This window comes from Streptomyces sp. NPDC048825 (assembly GCF_043198355.1).
Lineage (GTDB): Bacteria > Actinomycetota > Actinomycetes > Streptomycetales > Streptomycetaceae > Streptomyces > Streptomyces xiangluensis.
This window is the reverse complement of sequence record NZ_JBICUR010000014.1, coordinates 53,853-71,594: the sequence shown is the minus strand read 5'-3', so window position 1 is coordinate 71,594 and position 17,742 is coordinate 53,853. Positions and strand designations below refer to the sequence as shown.

The following is a 17,742-nucleotide window of genomic DNA, read 5'->3' as shown; positions in this document are numbered from 1 at the left end:
GGATCACGAGGATGCTGTTCACTTGTCAAGTTACGATCGAGTAGTGCAACTGTGAAGTACGCGTCAGCAAAAACTTCCAGTGATAGCCGACGACTACGCTGACGCGTACTGATGAACCGTCACCAAACGGGCTTGATGGGCCCAGAGGGCGCGATGCGCACCAACCGCTCCCGCAGCGCCCGGACTTCACGTTCGCCGAGCAGCTCGACCCACGGCCGCACAGCCTCCGCCGCCGCTTCCTCCGCGGCCCGAGTACAGGCCCACCCCTGCTCGGTCAGCACGACCAGCCGAGCGCGCGCGTCTTCGGGATGGGGCTGCCGCTCGGCGTACCCCTTGCGCACGATCTCGTCGACGAGCTGACTCGCGGCCTGCTTCGTCACTCCCAGATGGGCGGCGAGCTCGGTGGCCGTCGCACCATCCGGGGCGAGCCGGGCGAAGGCGAACCCGTGCGCGGGCCGCAGCCCTTCGAAGCCGCGGGCTTCAACCCCATCGTGGATGCGCTGCGTGAGTTCGCCGGCGACGGCGAGCAGGGCGGCGGACAGGGCCATGGCCTCGGAGTTCTGCACGCATGCATTGAAACACCCTTGACGAATTGGTCAAGCTGCTTGACCATAGGTCGTATAGTCAAGCAGCTTGACCATCTGCCGGTCGGAGGCCGCCATGCCCGTAGTCCGCTCGTCCGAAGCCGTGACCCACGAGATCCACGGCGCCCGATTCATCTCGTACGCCACTCCCCGCACCGGCAGCAAGGAACTCTGCGCCTGGCGGGGCGAGATCCCCCCGGGGACCAAAGCCCCTCTGCACACCGTCAACCGGGAGGAGATCTTCCATCTGCTCGACGGCGAATTGCTGATCACGCTTGACGGCCGCACCGAACGCATCTCCGCGGGCGACACCTTGATCATCAACCCAGGGGCGACCCTGGGCGTCGAGAATCCGACCGCCGAGGTCGCGATCTCCTGGGTCACCACCTCGATCGGCCTGGAGGCGAAGCTGGCCGACGGTAGCCGGATCACTCCGCCCTGGGCCAACTAACCGCCTCGCAGGGCGACTTACGCTAAGGCCAGCGACCCCGGAATCACGGCCCGTGGCCCGAACTTCGCCCGCGCCCGGTCCGCCACCTCCTCGATACGGCGGGCCTTCTCGTCCAGCGCGTCGAAGGTGAGCTGGTGGGAGGCCTGGTCGGCGGGGGCCAGGCCTTCTGCGCGCAGGGCGATCGCGCGAACCCGGGCGCGCTGGAGGCCGAGCGCCTCGTACATGCGGTACGCGGCGTCGGTGAGCGCCGGGGAATGCGCGGTCGGCTCGGGGAGCGTACGACTGCGGGTGGTCATGGAGCGGTCGGCGTAGCGCACGGTGAGGGTGAGCGTGCGGCACACCTTTTCCAAGGCGCGCAGCCGGGCGCCCAGTTCCTCGGCGGCGGAGAGCAGGGCGCGCCGGTGCCGGGAGGGGTCCAACTCGTCGCGAGAGAAGGGGCGTTCGGCGGCGAGCGAGCGGGAGACCGCATTCGGCACGACCCGGCCGCGGTCAATGCCCTGCGCCTTCTCGCGCAGTTCGCGGCCGGTACGGGCACTGGTGAGCCGTTGCAGGGTCGACAGGGGCGCGGCGGCGACCTTGCCGACGGTGTCGAGGCCGTACTCGCCCAGGGTGCGGGCGGTGGCGGCGCCGACTCCGGGGAGGGCGGCGACCGGCTGTTCGTCCAGGAACTCCGCGCGGGCGCCGGGCTCTTCGGGGACCACGCGGGTTTCCCCCGGCCTGGTGCCGCGCAGCGCCATACGGGCGAGCATCGGTCCGGGCCCGGCCCCGATCGCACACTCCACCCCGTACCAGGCGAGCGCCCGCACCCGTATCAGCGAGGCCAGTCCCACCACGTCCCGCCCGAAGTACCGCTCGGCACCCCGCAGGTCCAGCAGCGCGCCGTCGGGTGGCAGTGCCTCGACGACGGGGGTGAACTCCTCGATCATGCCGAGGAGTTGGGGCAGGGCAGCCTCGTACACCGGACTCAGCTGAAAACGTACGCAGAGGATGGTCATCCCGCACTCCCCGGACTCTGGTGCCACAACTTCCTCCCGCTCGCGGGCCCTTCGCCCGCCGGGCGCAGATCCGCCCACGGATGCATTTCGTATCCCGTGGGCATATGGATTCGCCGGTCGCCCGTCGAATCTCCCTCGCCCCGAGAGCCATCGGAAACCCCCGCTTCCCCCACTCCCCCGGCATCCCCGCTCGGCTCGGCCAGCCGCAGTGCCACCCCGTCCAGCCCCTCCTCGTGCCGCAGTTCCACCAGATCGGCGAGGTTCCAGGCCGCCGAACCGACCACGCTGAGGCTGCGCGGTCCGCGGCGCTGGACCACACCGCGTACGAGCAGGAGCCAGGAGTGGAAGACGGTGTGGGCGCAGGCGTCGTGGGAGTCGTCGAAGAAGGCGAGGTCGACCAGTCCTGTGCCGTCGTCCAGGGTGGTGAAGATGACCCGCTTGCCGGAGCGGATCGGCGGGGTCTGGGTGGCCGCCTTGGCGCCCGCGACCAGGACCGTCTCGCCGTGCCGCGCCTCCCGCAGCCGGCGCGCCGTGACCACGCCCAGCTCCTCCAGGAACTCCCGGTGATCGTCCATCAGATTGCGCGAGGCGTCCATGGAGAGCACCCCCAGCTCGGCACTGAGCTTCTCCGCGTCGTCAAGGTCGGGCAGCCCGGCGGAGGCGGTGTTCCGGCCACCGGACAAGGGGAGTTGAGCCCCGCGCCCGCCGCGCACGCCCCGGTGCAGCTCGGCCAGGTGCAGTTGCAGATCACGGCGGTTGGCGCCGAACGCGTCCAACGCTCCGACCTGCGCGAGCCGCCCCGAGATCGGCTTGCTCGGCCGGGCCCGCTCCCAGAAGTCGAGCAGGGAGGCGTACGGCTGCCCGTCCGCGATCCGCGCCGCCTCGGCCTCACTGATGCCGTGCACGTCGGAGAGGGCCAGCCGTACGCCCCACCGGTCCGGCAAACCCCCTTCACCGCACACCAGTTCGATACGGTGGGCGACCGCCGACCGGTTCACGTCCAACGGCAGGATCGGCACCCCTCGCCGCCGCGCGTCCGCGAGCAGCAGCCGTTTCGGGTACATCCCGGGGTCGTGCGTGAGCAACCCCGCGTAGAACGCGGCCGGGTGATGGGCCTTGAGCCACGCCGACTGGTACGTCGGTACGGCGAAGGCGACCGCGTGCGCCTTGCAGAAGCCGTACGAGCCGAAGGCCTCGAGGATCTCCCAGGCGTGCGCGATCGTTTCCGTGGAGTACCCCTTCGCGGCGGCGTGCCGCGCGAACCACAGGCGGATCCGTCCCTGCGACTCGAGGTCGGAAAGGCCGCGCCGGATCTGGTCGGCCTCATCGCGTCCACAGCCGGTCATGAGGTGCACGATGTCGATGATCTGCTCATGGAAGACCACGACTCCGTACGTCTCCCGCAGCGGTTTCTCCAGGTCCGGGTGCGGATAGCGGGCCGGCGCCCGGCCGTGCCGCGCCGCGATGAACGGCCGCACCATGTCGGCGGCGACCGGCCCGGGACGGAACAGCGAGATGTCGACCACGAGGTCGTGGAAGTTCGCCGGCTGCAGCCTGCCGACCAGGTCCCGCTGGCCCGGCGACTCGATCTGGAAGCAGCCCAACGTCTCGGTGGATTGAATGAGTTCATACGTCGCCGGGTCGCCGTCGGGCACCGCGTCCAGGTCCACGGGAACACCGGTCGCCCGCTTCACCTCCGCCACCGCGTGCGCCATCGCGGACTGCATCCGCACGCCCAGCACATCGAGCTTGAGCAGCCCGAGATCCTCGACGTCGTCCTTGTCGAACTGCGCCATCGGGAACCCTTCGCCGCTGGTCGGCATGACCGGCGTACGGGAAAGGAGTGAGGCATCGGAGAGCAGCACCCCGCACGGGTGCATGGCGACTCCGCGCGGGAGTGCGTCGAGCGCTTCGACCAGCTCCCACAGCCTGCCGTACTTCTCCTTCTCCCCCGCGAGTTCACGGAGTTCGGGCAGTTCGTCCAGGGCCGCGCGGGCGTCGCGGGCGCGAATGTGCGGGAAGGACTTGGCGATCCGGTCGATGTCGGCGGGGTCCATGGAGAGGGCGGCGCCGACATCACGGATGGCGTGCCGTACGCGATAGGTCTCGGGCATGGCGACGGTCGCGACGCGCTCGGTGCCGAACCGGTCGATGATCGCGCGGTAGACCTCAAGCCGGCGCGCGGACTCGACGTCGATGTCGATGTCGGGCAGGACCGCACGGCGCTTGGACAGGAACCGCTCCATCAGCAGCCCGTGTTCGACGGGATCCGCGTGCGCGATGCCGAGGAGGTGGTTGACGAGGGATCCGGCACCGGAGCCGCGCGCGGCCACTCGGATGCCCATCTTCCGTACGTCGTCAACTACTTGAGCGACCGTCAGGAAGTAGGTGGCGAAGTTGTGGTGGGCGATGATGTCCAGTTCCTGGTGCATCCGCTCCCAGTACACGGGCCGCGCGTCATAGCCGTGCAGCACCATGCCCGCCGCCGCGCGCGAGGCCAGCACGCGCTGTGCGGTGCGGCGGTCGGCGCCGACGAGATGCGGCTCGGGGAAGTGGACGGCGCCGATACCGAGGTCGTCCTCGGGATCGACGAGGCATTCGTCGGCCGTGGCCCGGGTCTGTTCCAGCAGGTGGTACGCGGCGTCGCGGCGGTAGCCCGCAGCCTCCACGATCCGTTCGGCCAGGCCGTGCATGGCGCCCGCGTCCTTGAGCCAGGCCTCGCCGCTGTCCAGCTTGCGGGGGTCGACGGGTACGAGGCGGCGGGCGGCGTCCAGTACGTCGGCGACCGGGCCCATGCCCGGGTCGGCGTACCGGACGGCGTTGCTGAGCACCGGGCGCACCCGCTGCTCGGCGGCGAAGCCGACGGTGCGGGCGGCCAGGCGCAGCGAACCGGCTCCGGTGCCTTCGCGTCCGTGGCAGACGGCTTCGAGGCGCAGGGCGTCACCATAGATCTCCCGCCAGGGCGCGAGGAGCTTCGCGGCCCGGTCGGGGCGGCCGGCGGCGAGCGCGCGGCCCACGTCGGAGGCGGGGCCGAGCAGTACGGTCAGCCCCTCGGCGTGGTTGTCCGCCCAGGGCAGCAGGGGCGTGCCCGTGTCGCCGTCGCCCGCATGCGAGGCCGTGACGATCCTGCACAGCTCGGCCCAGCCGAGGGCGCCGTCCCGGGCAAGGAAAGTCACGCGGGGTGTCGATTCGTCGATGAAGGCACCGCCGCGTACAGGAGTGCGCCGCCGCGCCCGCCCCGTGCTCCCCTCCGGCGGGGCCACCGCGAGCTCCGCCCCGAAAAGCGGACGTACACCGGCGGCGGCGCAGGCCTTGGCGAACCGGACCGTACCCGCGAGGGTGTCCCGGTCGGTGAGCGCGAGGGCGTCCATACCGCGCTCGGAGGCGCGCTCTGCCAGCCGTTCCGGGTGGGAGGCCCCGTAGCGCAGCGAGAACCCGGAGACGGTGTGCAGATGCGTGAAGTCCGGCACGCGCACCTCCACTCTCCAGGGGCTCCCACACCAGCCCACGAACATTCGTTCCTGCTCCCTCACCCCCACCATAGACCAATTACTCGAACGAGTGTGCGATATCCGTCTGAGATTGACCCAGGCCCCTTCCGGGAGCCGTCCAATCCCCTCCCACTTGCCCAGTTACCCCGCCCCACCAGCGCAAACGCCGGGAAGTGCGCGGGAAACGCGAAGAGTCCCGCCCCCGCAGAAGCTGCGCGGGGACGGGACCCTTCGTGGCGATGGAGCGAGCTGGTGGAGCTGTCAGCCGATCTCGGTACCGGTGGCCTCGAGGGCCTCGGTGACCGGCTGGAAGAAGGTCTCGCCGCCGGAGGTGCAGTCGCCGCTGCCGCCGGAGGTGAGGCCGATCGCACTGCTGCCCGAGAAGAGCGAGCCGCCGCTGTCACCGGGCTCGGCGCAGACGTCGGTCTGGATGAGCCCCTCGACGACGTCGCCGCCGCCGTAGTTCACGGTGGCGTCCAGGCCGGTGACCGTGCCGTCGGACACCTGGGTCGTGGAACCGCTGCGGACGACCTCCATGCCGACGGTGGCCTCGGCGGCGCCCGTGATCTCCTGGGCGGAGCCGTCGTAGAGGTTCACCTCGCTCGGGTGCTCCACGTCCGCGGTGTACTTGACCAGGCCGTAGTCGTCGCCCGGGAAGCTGGAGTCGGCGTTCTCACCGATCACGTTGCCGTCCGCGTCCGACCAGCTGGTGATCGCCTCGGTGCAGTGACCGGCGGTCAGGAAGGCCGGCTCGCCGCCCTGGACCACGTTGAAGCCGAGCGAGCAGCGGCTGCCGCCACCGGTGATGGCGTCACCGCCGGCGATGAACTTCTTGAACTCGCCCTTCGTGGTCTTGAGTTCGGCCTTGGCGCCGAGCTTCTCGACGACCTTGGTCAGCTGGGCCATCTTCGCGCCCTTGACCGTACGGTCCGCGGTGACGACGATCTTGTTGGTCGTCGGGTCGGTCGCCCACGAGGTGCCGGAGATCGTCGCGTCCTGCTTCAGCGTCGTACGGGCGCTCTTCAGCTCGGCGAGGGAGTTCTCGACGACTCTGGCCTTGGCTCCCGCCGACTCGACGGCTTCGGCAGCGGCCTTGTCGAGGACGTTCACGACGAGGTTCTTGGCCTTCGCGTCGTAGTACGTTCCCGCCGCGTCGGCGCCGAGGTCCCTGTCGAGCGTCGAGGCGAGCTTTCCGGCCGCCTTGATCGAGAGAGTTTCGGGCGTGGGTGCCGCCGTGGTCTCACTCGCGTTCGCGGACTGGAAGGTGACTCCCGCGGCCACGAGTGCGGCGATGCCCGCACCAGCCACGGCGGCACGCCGCTTGGGTATGCGTCGGTGCTTCAACTTACGTCCTCCTGTGGGGGGTCGGCCGCGGCGGCTGTGGGGGCCGTCGCGACCGGAAGGTGTACGGGCATGGACACGACAAACAGTAAAAGCCACGTCCACGCCAACGGACGGCGCCCACTATTCCGATCCTTACGGGGAGCACACAAGGTCTACTTCAGGACGCGCATACGGCAACGAGCGTGCGCCCCCCGCAGGTTGACGCGCGTTGAACTGCCGGAATAAACACCACGTCAATAGCCGCGACAAGCACTACGGGCGAGTAACTATTGGCGCTCTGTGAGGACTACACCTGTCCGGATTTCGACTCTCCGGTGTCCAGATCGAACGGCTCGGGAACCGGCGGGAGTTGCTCCCGCAGCGATTGCTCCGCCATCGACGGCGCTGACGGCACCGACCGCTCCGGCTCGGACGACGACTCGTGCGAAGACTCTGAAGGCGACTCGGACGAAGGCTCGGCCGAGCGCTCCTTCGCCTCGGACAACTGCTGTTGGGGCTGCGACAACAGCTTCTGAAGCTGGGCGAACAACTCCGGGGAGGGCAGCGAAGGCTGCTCCTGGGCGCGCGGCGCCGGCTGCTGCGCACGCTCCAGGAAGCGCAGCAGTTCCACCGGGAAGGGCAGCACGAGCGTGGAGTTCTTCTCGGCCGCGACCGCCACCACGGTCTGCAGCAGCCGCAGCTGGAGCGCGGCGGGCTGGTCGGACATCACCCCGGCGGCCTCGGCCAGCTTCTTGGAGGCCTGCAGCTCGGCGTCCGCGTTGATGACCCGGGCCCGCCGCTCCCGGTCGGCCTCCGCCTGCCGCGCCATGGACCGCTTCATCGTCTCCGGCAGCGATACGTCCTTGATCTCGACCCGGTCGATGGACACACCCCACTCCACGGCCGGACTGTCGATCATCAACTCCAGGCCCTGGTTGAGCTTTTCGCGGTTGGAGAGCAGATCGTCCAGCTCGCTCTTGCCGATGATCGAGCGCAGCGACGTCTGCGCCATCTGCGCGACCGCGAACCGGTAGTCCTCGACCCGGATCACCGCGTCGGCGGCGGACACCACCTTGAAGTAGACGACGGCGTCCACGCGCACCGTGACGTTGTCCCGGGTGATCCCCTCCTGCCCGGGCACCGGCATCGTCACGATCTGCATGTTGACCTTCTGGAGCCGGTCCACGAAGGGCACGATCATGGTGAATCCGGGCCCACGCACTTCGGATCGCAGCTTGCCGAGCCGGAGGACCACGCCCCGCTCGTACTGTTTGACGACCCGCGCCGCCGCCATCACGTACACCGCTCCGACGGATCCGAGAGCTACTCCGGCCGCCACCAGCTCCTCGATCATTGCGACCCCCAGGGTCCGTGTCGGGCGCATCAGGTGTGTACTTCGAAGGTAACTCCGGGGCGGACACGAAGGGGAGATGGAGGACACAGGTGCCGAACGGCGTAAGGATGCGGGACGGACGGTGGCTGGCGATCGAGGAGTGGGGCGACCCGGACGGTACGCCGGTGGTGGTGCTGCACGGCACACCGGGCTGCCGGTCCGGGGCGGTGCCGCAGGACCTGGTGGCCGCGCGCCCCGGGGTGCGGTTCATCGCGTACGACCGCCCGGGGTACGGGGATTCGGACAGAGGCCCGGGCCGCAGGGTGGCCCACGCCGCGCGGGACGTGGCCGCGGTGGCCGACGCGCTGAAGCTCGGCCGGTTCGCGGTGCTCGGCCGCTCCGGCGGTGCCCCGCACGCGCTGGCCTGCGCGGCACTGCTGCCGAACCGGGTACGGCGCACGGCGGCGATGATGAGTCTCGCACCGCCGGACGCCGAGGGGCTGCGCTGGTTCGACGGGATGGCCGAGTCCAACGTCGAGGAGTTCGCCCAGGCGCTGACCGACCCACTGGACTTCGCCGAGCGCATCTCCGCGCGGGCCGCCGCGATCCGCAAGGACCCGGCCCAGCTCCTCGTGTCGATCCGTGACGGCCTCACCGACTCCGACCGGCGGATCATCGCCCAGCCGGCCATCAGCGAGATGCTGCTGCGCACCTTCCGCGAGGCGCTGCGCAGTTCGGCGTACGGCTGGATCGACGACGATCTCGCCCTGCTGAGCAACTGGGGCTTCGACCCGGCGTCGATCACCCGGCCCGTACTGCTGTGGCACGGCGCCCAGGACACCTTCTCCCCGGTGAGCCACTTCGAGTGGCTGGCCGAGCGCATCCCGCGCGTCCGGCCCGTACTGGACCCGGAGGCGGGTCACTTCGCGGCTCTGGAGGCTCTTCCGGACGTACTCGACTGGCTGGCTCCGCGAGCGTCCGCCTGAACGGCCCGGACGAGGAGGACGAGCCCCCGCACCCGCGGGGGTGCGGAAGCTCGTCCACTGCTGGCTGCGTGCCTGTGTTCCTTCGTGCCTTGCTTCGTGCCGTGCGCGCCGATCAGTAGACGCTGACTCCGTAGGCGCTCAGGGCCTCGGTGACCGGCTGGAAGAACGTGGTGCCGCCGGAGGAGCAGTTGCCGCTGCCGCCTGAGGTCAGGCCGTACGCGGTGCCGTTGCTGCCGTAGAGCGAGCCGCCGGAGTCGCCGGGCTCGGCGCAGATGTTGGTCTGGATCAGGCCGGAGACGACGTCGCCGCCGCCGTAGTTGACGGTCGCGTTCAGGGCGGTGACCCGGCCGCTGCGCGTGCCGGTGGTGGAGCCGTCACGGATGGCGGTGGTGCCCACGCTCGGCGTGGCCGCGCGGGTGATGTCCACGCCGTTCGCCGTGCCGGGCCTGCTGACGGACCCGGAGTACCGCACGATGCCGTAGTCGTTGCCCGGGAAGCTGGAGCCGGTGGTCGAGCCGATGACCGTGGTGCGGCCGGAGTTGGAGTACCAGGTGCCGGCGCCGTCGGTGCAGTGACCGGCGGTCAGGAAGAACTGCGTACCGCTGCTGTTCTGGACGTTGAAGCCGAGGGAGCAGCGCCAGCTACTCGCATAGATGGCGTCGCCGCCCTGGATGAGCTTGTTGAACTTGCCCGGGGTGTGCTTGATCTGAAGGGCGTCGGCGTTGCTGCCCGCCGCTTCCTTGATCTTCGCGATCTCCGCGTCGGAGACGGTGCTGTCGACGGTGACCGTGACCTTGTTGGTCTTGGAGTCGACCGCCCAGGCTGTGCCCGGCACATCGGCCTGGAGCACCGAGGCGCCGGCCTTCTTGAGCTGGGCCGTGCTGAAGGTCTGTGCGTCGCTCGCGTTCGCGTTGGGGACGGTGACGGCGGCCGCGGCCACGAGTCCGGCACCGATGGCGATCAGCCGGGTGCGTCTCGCTATGCCGCTGCGGGGGGTGGTGCGCTTGGTCCTCACTTTTTCGTTCCTCCACATGGGAAGTCGGGGGCCCGCGTGGGGTCGGGGCCCGTGAGGCGCAGCCAGAAGCCACATATCCGGATTCCGAACACGTTGTGCCCCTGACAGGCGCTGGACGAATATTCGACCGCCCGGCCGACCTGCGCAAGGGCGCCTTTCGGCCGTGCAGCGTTCAACTTGCGTACGCCCCGCGGAGGTTGCTCAGGTCAGAGGCCGGATTGCGCTCCCCCCGTGGCAATCAACATGCCCAGGGTATTCCCCGGAACACACCATCAGACAACCCTCGGCAGGCGTTGAATCACCGTCAGACGGCCAGTTACGGCGCCGGATCGACCACCTCGTTCACCCGTACGCTCCGACCGTCACCCATACGCCGTGAAGAATCATATTTCACTCTTAGTCAGCAGCCGTATACGGCAGGGCCCTTGGGAAACGCGGGCTCTCGACTAATTCGTTGTGCACCAGTACCGTCACGAAACCCCCGCGCGGCGTCTATCCCCTTGGCGCGACATCCGCATCATGGACGACCATGGGGAGGCGGAAAGAGAATAAGACCGCTGCGAGAGGAGGCGTCCATGGGATCGGTGCGCAAGGCGAGTGCCTGGCTTGGCCTCGTCGACGACAACAACAACGATGACGAGCGTTACTACGACGACGACTACGCCGAAGGTTCCGAGCCCCGGGATGCCTGGGTCACGGATCCGCGGGTGAAGGTGGCGTCGGAGGCGGCCGAGGAGAAGGGCCGCCGGATCGGCACGGTCACCCCGGACAGCTTCCGGGACGCCCGTGGTATCGGCGAGCTCTTCCGGGACGGCGTCCCCGTCATCATGAACCTCACGGCCATGGAGCCGGGCGACGCCAAGCGCGTCGTCGACTTCGCGGCCGGCCTGATCTTCGGCCTGCGCGGCTCGATCGAGCGTGTGTCGAGCCGTGTCTTCCTGCTGACCCCCGCCGACACCGAGATCGTCAGCGGGGAGCCGGCGGGCCGTAGGACAGACGGTTTCTTCAACCAGAGCTGAGGCAAGGCCGTTCACCGGCCCCGCCTTCCGGAGCCCGAGGGCTACCGGAAGGCGTCGAGCCCGGTGAGCGCCTTGCCCAGCACCAGTTGGTGCATCTCGACGGTGCCTTCGTAGGTCAGCACCGACTCCAGATTCGTGGCGTGCCGCATGACGGGGTATTCGAGCGAGATCCCGTTGGCGCCCAGGATCGTGCGGGCGGTACGGCAGATCTCGATCGCTTCTCGTACGTTGTTGAGCTTGCCGAAACTGACCTGCTCGGGACGCAGCCGTCCCGCGTCCATCCGCCGCCCCAGATGGTGGGCGAGCAGAATCCCCTTGTGCAGTTCGACCGCCATGTCGGCGAGCTTTGCCTGGGTGAGCTGGAATCCGCCGATGGGCCGCCCGAACTGCTCACGCGTCTTCGCGTATTCGACCGCCGCCTCGAAACTCGACCGCGCGGCGCCCATCGCACCCCACACGATCCCGTAGCGGGCGTGCGAGAGACAGCCGAGCGGTCCCTTCAGCCCGGTGACCTCGGGCAGTACGGCATCGGCGGGCAGCCGCACATCGTCGAGTACGAGCTCACTGGTGACCGAAGCCCGCAGGGACCACTTGTGCTTGATCTCGGGTGCGGAGAAGCCGGGGCTGTCGGTGGGCACGACGAAGCCGCGGATCCCGTCGTCGGTCTGCGCCCAGACGACGGCGACCTGGGCGACCGAGCCATTGGTGATCCACATCTTGCGCCCGTTCAGGACCCAGTCGGTCCCGTCGCGCTTGGCGTACGTACGCATCGACCCGGGGTCGGACCCGTGATCCGGCTCGGTCAGCCCGAAGCACCCGATGACCTCACCGGCGGCCATCGGCGGCAGCCACCGCTGCTTCTGCTCCTCGGACCCGAACCGGTGGATCGCGTACATGGCGAGCGACCCCTGCACGGACACCAGCGACCGGATCCCGGTGTCGGCGGCCTCCAACTCCAGGCAGGCCAGCCCGTACTGCACAGCACTGGCCCCCGCACACCCGTACCCGCTGAGCGACATGCCCAGCGCTCCGATCTCCCCCAACTCCCGCGCCAACTCGCGGATTTGGGGCACTTCCCCCGTCTCGTACCACTCGGCGACATACGGCATCACCCGATCCGCGGCCCAGTCCCGCACGGTGTCCCGAATCGCCAGATCCTCCGGCGCGAGAAGCTCGTCGAGCCCGAGAGGGTCGGCGGGATCGAAGGACGGCAACTTCGAGGCAGCGGACATGGGGGGGCCTCCGACGACGAAAACTAGCACTGTTAACCACAACGCACGGCTGACGTTACGACGCAGTGTCACGCAAGTCGAGGGCGTGTTCCCTCCCGCGACCCGCGAGCGGGAAACGCGAACCGCGATGAACGAACCCGCAGCCGCCAACGGCGCCGCACCCCCACAGGAAACCCGCAGAGGTCAGCAAAAGTCGAACCGGGTGGTGCGTGGGTGGAAAAAGTCTTGACCGCGACCACAACGCACGATCAGACAGACGACTCCGCACGCAGATGTCCCGAAGCCTCCCGAGGCGCAGGAACCTCCGCCAAGCCCGCCGCAGGCGCCTCGCACTCCATGGCTCTCGGCAACCGCAAGGCCATCACGGCCCCGAGCAACAGCAACACCGCACTGACGAGCAAGGTCACATGCAACCCGTGCACGAACGAGTCCCGGGCAGCATGCCGCAGCGCCTCCCCCGGCCCCCCGCCGAGCCGAGCAGCGACCTCATACGCCTCACCCAACGAATGACTGGCCGCAGCCGAATCCGCAGCAGGCACCCCCTGCACAGAGGCAAGCCCCGGCGCGTACGCCGCATTCATCACGCTCCCGAGCAGCGCAACGCCGATCCCCGCCCCCAGCTGATACGACGTCTCCCCGATCGCGGCGGCCCCACCCGCCTGCGACTGCGGAGCCTCACTGAGCATCGACTCATACGCCCCGAACAACGTCACCTCGAGCCCGAACCCGAGCAGCACGAACCCCGTCAGCAGCAGCGGAGCGTTGTCGTTGCGGCCCATCCCCGTGAGCATGATGACGGCGGCGGCGGTGAGGCAGAAGCCGAGGCTGACCATGGTCCGCGGCCCGAAGCGGTGCAGCAGCTTCGCACCGACAAGGCCCGCGGCCATCGCGGCGAAGGTGAGCGGCACAAGCCGCAGCCCGGTCTCCAGCGGCGAAAGCTTCAGCACGAGCTGGAGGTACTGCGCGGCGATCAGTTCCAGACCGACCAGCGCGAGCAGGGCGAGCACGATGCACCCGACGGACGTACTGAAGGCGGGCCTGGCGAACAGCCGAAGATCGACGAGTGGATGCTTGCGCCGCCGCTGCCGCCGTACGAAGGCGACGAGCAGCCCGGCCCCCACCAGCAGCGGCGCCATCGTGGGGACGCTCAGCGGCATCTCCCCGGCGCCCAGCCGCTTGACGCCGAGGACGACGCCGAAGAGTCCGGCCGCGGCCAGCAGCGCGCCGACGACGTCCCACGGCCCCTTGCCGTCCCCGGTCGACTCGGGCAGCAGCAACCGCCCGACGGGCAGGCTGACCAGCATCAGCGGGATGTTGATGAGGAAGACCGCACCCCACCAGAAGTGCTCCAGCAGGAACCCGCCGAGCAGCGGCCCGACGGCCGCGCCCACCGCGGCGACCGCGCTCCAGACGCCGATCGCGAGGGCCCGTTCACGTCGGTCGGGAAAGACCTGCCGCAGGATCGAAAGCGTCGCGGGCATGATCATCGCGCCGCCGACACCGAGCAGGGCGCGCGCCGCGATCAGGACGTGCGCGCTGTCGGCACAGGCCGCGAGCGCGGAGGCGACGCCGAAGAGGGCGTATCCGAGGAGGAGAATCCGTCTGCGGCCGACCCGGTCGCCCAGCGTGCCGAAGAGGATCAGCAGCGAGGCGCAGACCAGCGGATAGATGTCGACGATCCAGAGCAGTTCGATCGCGCCGGGCTTGAGATCCTCGGTGACGGCGGGCACCGCGACATGCAGCACGGTTGCGTCCACGGCGACCAGCAACAGGCTGACGCAGAGGACGACGAGGACAACCCAGCGGTTTGCACCGGCCCCGGCCTCCCGACGGCACCGCGAAGCGGCCGTGGTCGTCCCGGACATGCACGTACCTCCCAGATGTTCCCTCGCGTTCGGCGGATCCGCGGGGTGGGGACTCCCTGCGGTTGCGGCCGGGAGGAGCGGTGTCCCGGTCTCACGCAACAAAGGCGAGTGAGTACGTCAGAGTACGCGAGATCCCGCCAGTGGCCAGCGGCGGGTCTCTCACCTTCCTCACAGACAACGTGTGGCATGCGCCACGCTCCCCCGTTTCCGACCACGCCCCGCGGGGCCACCCGGTTCCGGGCGCGGCCCATAATCGAGCCCGTGACCGATCTTGAAACGCCTGTCGCGCCGGCCCGTGAGGGACCGTGGCCGCGCCGCGTCGCCCCCGCCCTGCTGGGGTACGCGGCGGTCCGCGCGCTGGGCCTGGTGGCGCTCGCCCTGTGGAGCGCCACCCGCGACAAGAGCCCGCACCAGCTGCTCACGGCACGCTGGGACTCGCTCTGGTACACGCGGGTCGCGGAACTCGGTTACGGCTACGAGGTGCGCCTCCCGAACGGCGACGTGCACTCCAACCTGGCGTTCTTCCCGCTGCTGCCGTGGCTGGAGCGGGCCGTGTCAGCGGTGACCCCGCTGTCGTACGCGGACGCGGGCCTGCTGATCAGCACGCTGGCGTCACTCGCCGCGGCCTGGGGCATCTTCGCGGTCGCGGACCATGTGTACGGCCGTCGGGCCGGCGTCTGTGCCGTACTGCTGTGGGCGGTGCTGCCCGTCGGGATCGTGCAGTCGATGGCGTACAGCGAGTCACTGTTCACGGCGCTCGCGGCCTGGTCGCTGTACGCGGTCCTGACCGGCCGCTGGCTGACGGCGGGCCTGCTCGCCTCCTTCGCCGGCCTGACCCGCCCGGTGGGCGCCGCGGTGATCGCGGCGGTATGGGTGGCGGCGATCGCCTCGTACGGACGGGACTCGTCCGCACAGGATCCGCCCGCACAGGATTCGTCCGTACGGGATTCGTCCACACCGGATTCGTCCGTACGGGAACGGAGTGGTCCGGCACCGGACAGCGCACCCCTGTGGCGGCGCGCACTGGGCATGCTCCTCGCACCGCTGGGCGCCGCCGGTTACGTCCTGTGGGTCGGGCAGCACACGGGCAAGGGCCCGCTGGGCTATCTCGACGTCCAGGCGGGCTGGGGCAACGGCTTCGACGGCGGCTACGCCTTCGCCCGGTTCGTCGCCGACAAGTTCACGTCGTTTCCCTCCGCCCTCTCCGGGCTCGGGCTGATCATCGGGGTCGCCCTGGTGATCTGGCTGTATGTGATCTGCGTACGACAGGCTCAGCCGCTGCCGCTGCTGGTGTACGCGGGGGTCGTCACCGCGCTCGCCCTGTGCGCGTCGAGCTACTTCGGCTCGAAACCGCGCCTGCTGCTGCCCGCTTTCCCCCTGCTGCTGCCCCTGGCACTGGCCCTGGCCCGGCTGCGAACCTCCAGGTCGGCGTGGGTGCTGGGGAGCGTGGCGATGGTGGCGGCCGTGTACGGCGCGTTCTGGCTGAACGGCTCCGGTCCGCCCTGACCGGCTCCCTGCCCTCCCCTGACCCACGGTGAGCAGTCGGGAAATTGCGTGCAAGTTTTTGGTGAACAAATTCAGACGCACCAAAACAACTCACCGGACAGAGCAATGGAATTGCAGGGAGGGCGCACTCAGTGAAATCCATAATCACCGGCGATAAACCCCCTCCTGAGAGGAATCCCACATCACATCGTCATCACAAAGAGCGCGCTCCGGCGTTGCACACAGCTCACTCGCTGTAACGTCGAATACGTGCGTACCGAACGAAAGCTGACTCGTCTGGACCGGGTCTTCGCCCGGCTGGACCGTGAGCCGGAACGACCGGCCCATATCGACGTGCCCAGGATGAGCCGGCACAGGGTGGTTCTCCTCGCGGCCACACTCGCCTTCTACGCGGCCATCGTGTGGGCCGTGATCGTCAACTCCTGGCTGGTCACCCTCGACTGGCAGGTCATGTTCTTCCGGCCCTACCAGCAGTGGCCGGAGATCCACGCGTTCCTCGACTACTACGTGGTGCTCGGCCAGCGCGGCCCCACCGCCGTGATGGTCACGGCCTGGCTGGGCTGGCGTTCCTGGCGGATGCACACGCTGCGCCCGCTGCTCGCGCTCGGCGTCTCGCTGCTTCTGCTGAACGTCACGGTCGGCGCCGCCAAGATCGGCATGGGCCGTCTCGGCCCGCACTACGCGACCACGATCGGCTCGAACGAGATGTGGCTCGGCGGCGATATATTCCCTTCGGGCCACACCGCCAACGCCGTCGTGACCTGGGGCATCCTCGCCTATCTGGCCTCGACGCCACGCGCCCGCCGCTGGCTGTCGGCCGTCTCCGCCGTGATCTCCCTGGGCGTCGGCCTGACCACCGTCTACATCGGCACACACTGGCTGAGCGATGTGGTCCTGGGCTGGGCCGCGGGTCTGCTGATCCTGCTGGCGCTGCCCTGGTTCGAGCCGCTGATCGCCCGCGCAGAGGCCCGTATCTTCGCGATGCGGGACGACTGGCGCAGCCGCCGCGCCGGCAGTGCGGCACCGGTGCCGGCCAACGCCCGGGTGCGCGCCCCCGCGATGCTCTCGCCGCACGGAGCACCCGCCGACAGCGCGGTCCCCGCCGCCGAGGAGGAGCCTGCGCTCGCGCCCCGCGAGCCGGTCAGCGCGCCACGTACATCCCGGACGCCCTCCGCGCCCGTCTACCTGGCGCCCGGCCCGCACACGAGCCGCGGGGAGCGTACGCCGGTGACGCCCGCCGGAAGCCGCAGACCTCCGCACTCGGAGCGAGTGACACGTGGCAATCCTCACACCACCCAGACCCGCCCCGTGACGGGCGGCTGAGCAGCAGACAGCGGGGACGGTACGCACACACGGCTCCCCGCACGCGAAGGCCCTCGGCTCTGGGAGCCGAGGGCCTTCGCAGTGGGCGGCCGGGGACCTTCAGCCCTTCCAGCAGCGTTTCACGACGCCGTCGCTGACCTCGAAGTTCAGGCGCCCGCTCAGGTATTCCATGGTGATCATCGCGCCCGGGGGCAGCGACCTCACGGTGGACCAGCCGCGCTCACGCGCGCGCTGCTCCGCGCCACTCGCCTCCAGACCGACGTACGTGTCCGGGTTGTCCTGGGGCTCTGCGGATGGGGTGGGAATCGGTGCCATGCCGCCACGTTAGGCGCCGGAATACGGACGGGGAAGCCCGATACCCGCCACGATCCGTCACCGGTACCTCTCCGGTCACGCTTCTGTCACAGGACCACGACACTCGATTGGGCCGAACTGAGTCACACGAACGGGCGGTTCCCGACGCGTTTCGCGCACTGCCGAACGTAATTCCTGACTAGCTTGACGGCGATCCGCATAAACACGAGGGAACCCGGGGGAATGCGCGGCGCACACCCGGCGCGCATGCCTTTTCGTTCCGAATCCGCGGTGCGTCCCGAAAGGTGACACACCACAGGAAATA

14 protein-coding genes are annotated in these 17,742 nt (G+C 69.4%); 5 read left to right on the top strand and 9 right to left on the bottom strand.

The genetic code is table 11. From position 1 onward, the window contains the following. Nucleotides 1-119: 119 nt before the first annotated feature. Complete coding sequence (locus ACGFNK_RS30295) at nucleotides 120-566, bottom strand: MarR family winged helix-turn-helix transcriptional regulator (protein WP_393420973.1); 447 nt, start codon at nucleotides 564-566, stop codon at nucleotides 120-122. Between the two features lie 94 nt (nucleotides 567-660). On the opposite strand from ACGFNK_RS30295, the gene ACGFNK_RS30290 reads away from it, so the two are divergent. After that, nucleotides 661-1,035, top strand: coding sequence for a cupin domain-containing protein (locus ACGFNK_RS30290; RefSeq protein ID WP_393420971.1), 375 nt, complete (start codon nucleotides 661-663; stop codon nucleotides 1,033-1,035). Between the two features lie 17 nt (nucleotides 1,036-1,052). Here the strand turns inward: ACGFNK_RS30290 and ACGFNK_RS30285 are convergent, their stop codons facing one another. The 4 genes from ACGFNK_RS30285 to ACGFNK_RS30270 form a co-directional block, all read right to left on the bottom strand. Further along, entirely contained in the window at nucleotides 1,053-2,030 is a 978-nt protein-coding gene (locus tag ACGFNK_RS30285) for a hypothetical protein (protein ID WP_393420969.1), read from the bottom strand. After that, nucleotides 2,027-5,500 (bottom strand): DNA polymerase III subunit alpha, encoded by a 3,474-nt coding sequence (locus ACGFNK_RS30280; RefSeq protein WP_393420967.1) that lies wholly within the window; start codon nucleotides 5,498-5,500, stop codon nucleotides 2,027-2,029. The genes ACGFNK_RS30285 and ACGFNK_RS30280 overlap by 4 nt, the downstream gene beginning before the upstream one ends. Nucleotides 5,501-5,782: 282 nt before the next feature. Beyond that, nucleotides 5,783-6,865 (bottom strand): S1 family peptidase, encoded by a 1,083-nt coding sequence (locus ACGFNK_RS30275; RefSeq protein WP_393420965.1) that lies wholly within the window; start codon nucleotides 6,863-6,865, stop codon nucleotides 5,783-5,785. Nucleotides 6,866-7,151: 286 nt separating this feature from the next. Then, nucleotides 7,152-8,198, bottom strand: a complete 1,047-nt coding sequence (locus ACGFNK_RS30270) for a slipin family protein (RefSeq protein WP_393421262.1) — start codon at nucleotides 8,196-8,198, stop codon at nucleotides 7,152-7,154. 89 nt (nucleotides 8,199-8,287) lie between these two features. On the opposite strand from ACGFNK_RS30270, the gene ACGFNK_RS30265 reads away from it, so the two are divergent. Then, nucleotides 8,288-9,163, top strand: coding sequence for an alpha/beta fold hydrolase (locus tag ACGFNK_RS30265; protein ID WP_386344195.1), 876 nt, complete (start codon nucleotides 8,288-8,290; stop codon nucleotides 9,161-9,163). 112 nt (nucleotides 9,164-9,275) lie between these two features. Here the strand turns inward: ACGFNK_RS30265 and ACGFNK_RS30260 are convergent, their stop codons facing one another. Continuing rightward, nucleotides 9,276-10,178, bottom strand: coding sequence for a S1 family peptidase (locus ACGFNK_RS30260; RefSeq protein ID WP_386344192.1), 903 nt, complete (start codon nucleotides 10,176-10,178; stop codon nucleotides 9,276-9,278). Between the two features lie 575 nt (nucleotides 10,179-10,753). Between ACGFNK_RS30260 and ACGFNK_RS30255 the strand changes: the two genes are divergently transcribed. Beyond that, the gene (locus ACGFNK_RS30255; protein WP_393420963.1) at nucleotides 10,754-11,197 is read left to right on the top strand and encodes a cell division protein SepF; all 444 of its coding nucleotides are present in this window, start codon (nucleotides 10,754-10,756) and stop codon (nucleotides 11,195-11,197) included. Between the two features lie 41 nt (nucleotides 11,198-11,238). On the opposite strand, the gene ACGFNK_RS30250 is transcribed toward ACGFNK_RS30255, so the two are convergent. Continuing rightward, entirely contained in the window at nucleotides 11,239-12,429 is a 1,191-nt protein-coding gene (locus ACGFNK_RS30250) for an acyl-CoA dehydrogenase family protein (protein WP_393420961.1), read from the bottom strand. 248 nt (nucleotides 12,430-12,677) lie between these two features. Continuing rightward, nucleotides 12,678-14,294: an MFS transporter gene (locus ACGFNK_RS30245; protein WP_393420959.1), complete on the bottom strand. Its 1,617-nt coding sequence runs from the start codon at nucleotides 14,292-14,294 to the stop codon at nucleotides 12,678-12,680. 261 nt (nucleotides 14,295-14,555) lie between these two features. Between ACGFNK_RS30245 and ACGFNK_RS30240 the strand changes: the two genes are divergently transcribed. Together ACGFNK_RS30240 and ACGFNK_RS30235 are read left to right on the top strand one after the other, a co-directional pair. Then, nucleotides 14,556-15,800 (top strand): glycosyltransferase family 39 protein, encoded by a 1,245-nt coding sequence (locus ACGFNK_RS30240; protein ID WP_393420957.1) that lies wholly within the window; start codon nucleotides 14,556-14,558, stop codon nucleotides 15,798-15,800. A 249-nt stretch (nucleotides 15,801-16,049) separates the two neighbouring features. Further along, nucleotides 16,050-17,123 carry a phosphatase PAP2 family protein gene (locus tag ACGFNK_RS30235; protein ID WP_393420955.1) on the top strand — a complete coding sequence of 358 codons (1,074 nt, stop codon included), beginning with the start codon at nucleotides 16,050-16,052 and terminating at the stop codon, nucleotides 17,121-17,123. Between the two features lie 99 nt (nucleotides 17,124-17,222). On the opposite strand, the gene ACGFNK_RS30230 is transcribed toward ACGFNK_RS30235, so the two are convergent. Beyond that, nucleotides 17,223-17,438 carry an I78 family peptidase inhibitor gene (locus ACGFNK_RS30230; protein WP_165340214.1) on the bottom strand — a complete coding sequence of 72 codons (216 nt, stop codon included), beginning with the start codon at nucleotides 17,436-17,438 and terminating at the stop codon, nucleotides 17,223-17,225. Nucleotides 17,439-17,742 lie beyond the last annotated feature (304 nt).

What these genes read in the sequence shown, in the direction of transcription:
- ACGFNK_RS30290 (WP_393420971.1), top strand. Translation starts at nt 661, where the DNA reads ATGCCCGTAGTCCGCTCGTCCGAAGCCGTGACCCACGAGATCCACGGC.
- ACGFNK_RS30285 (WP_393420969.1), bottom strand. Translation starts at nt 2,030, where the DNA reads ATGACCATCCTCTGCGTACGTTTTCAGCTGAGTCCGGTGTACGAGGCT.
- ACGFNK_RS30270 (WP_393421262.1), bottom strand. Translation starts at nt 8,198, where the DNA reads ATGATCGAGGAGCTGGTGGCGGCCGGAGTAGCTCTCGGATCCGTCGGA.
- ACGFNK_RS30255 (WP_393420963.1), top strand. Translation starts at nt 10,754, where the DNA reads ATGGGATCGGTGCGCAAGGCGAGTGCCTGGCTTGGCCTCGTCGACGAC.
- ACGFNK_RS30250 (WP_393420961.1), bottom strand. Translation starts at nt 12,429, where the DNA reads ATGTCCGCTGCCTCGAAGTTGCCGTCCTTCGATCCCGCCGACCCTCTC.
- ACGFNK_RS30245 (WP_393420959.1), bottom strand. Translation starts at nt 14,294, where the DNA reads ATGTCCGGGACGACCACGGCCGCTTCGCGGTGCCGTCGGGAGGCCGGG.
- ACGFNK_RS30230 (WP_165340214.1), bottom strand. Translation starts at nt 17,438, where the DNA reads ATGGCACCGATTCCCACCCCATCCGCAGAGCCCCAGGACAACCCGGAC.